General features: G+C 63.2%; 1 protein-coding gene. It reads left to right on the plus strand.

Features of this window, described 5'->3' with window-relative positions; all coding sequences use genetic code 11:
* Positions 1 to 666, plus strand: a 666-nt coding sequence (locus NCT32_RS35210; RefSeq protein ID WP_061122021.1) for a hypothetical protein, incomplete at its 5' end; no start/stop codon positions are given.
* Positions 667 to 805 lie beyond the last annotated feature (139 nt).

An 805-nucleotide genomic window follows, 5' to 3' on the forward strand; every position in this document is an offset into this window, starting at 1 on the left:
TTCGGGCCGGACGCGTTTCCATTCATCGACGAAGACGCGCCACAGCATCCCGTCACGCGCAAAGGCGCGATTCGCGTTGAAATGGAAGCGCGTCTGCAACGCCCGAGCAAGGAAGGCGCGCGAGTGCTGGTCGTGCGCGCGGGCGATTTTTTCGGGCCAAAAGCGGGCAATAACTGGCTCGCGCAAGGACTCGTGAGGCCTGAAAACCCGGTCACGAAGATCACGAACTCGGGTGCGCGAGGCATCGGGCATCAATGGGCGTATCTGCCCGATGTGGCTCGCACGATGGTTAAGCTGCTTGCGCACCGCCACTCGCTCGATGCGTTCGCGCGCTTTCACATGAGCGGTCATTGGGACGAGGACGGCACCGGCTTTGCCGACGCGATCCGCCGCGTGGTCGCGCGCCGCACCGGGCGCGCGCCCGCTGTCGTCGGCTTTCCGTGGTGGCTGCTCGCGCTCGGCGCGCCGTTCAATGTCACATTCAGGGAACTTCAGGAAATGCGCTATCTATGGACGACGCCCGTGCATCTGAATAACGCGCGGCTCGTGCAGACGCTCGGGCACGAGCCGCATACACCGCTGGACGTGGCCGTCGAAAAGACGCTCATCGGCCTCGGATGTCTCACGCCTGATGTTCAAGCTTCGATATCGAGCCTCGCTTCGTAAAGCGAGCGGCCGTTCAGATCCCTGCGGTACGTGAACCTGCCGTCCGGCTTAGCTTCATTCGCGAGATGCGCCGCGGGACAAGTGCATGAGCGTTGCAGATATGCCCCTCGCCTACCCGCTCGTGCCTCGGTACGAAGAT

It is taken from the genome of Caballeronia sp. INML2 (genome assembly GCF_023631365.1).
Lineage (GTDB): Bacteria > Pseudomonadota > Gammaproteobacteria > Burkholderiales > Burkholderiaceae > Caballeronia > Caballeronia turbans.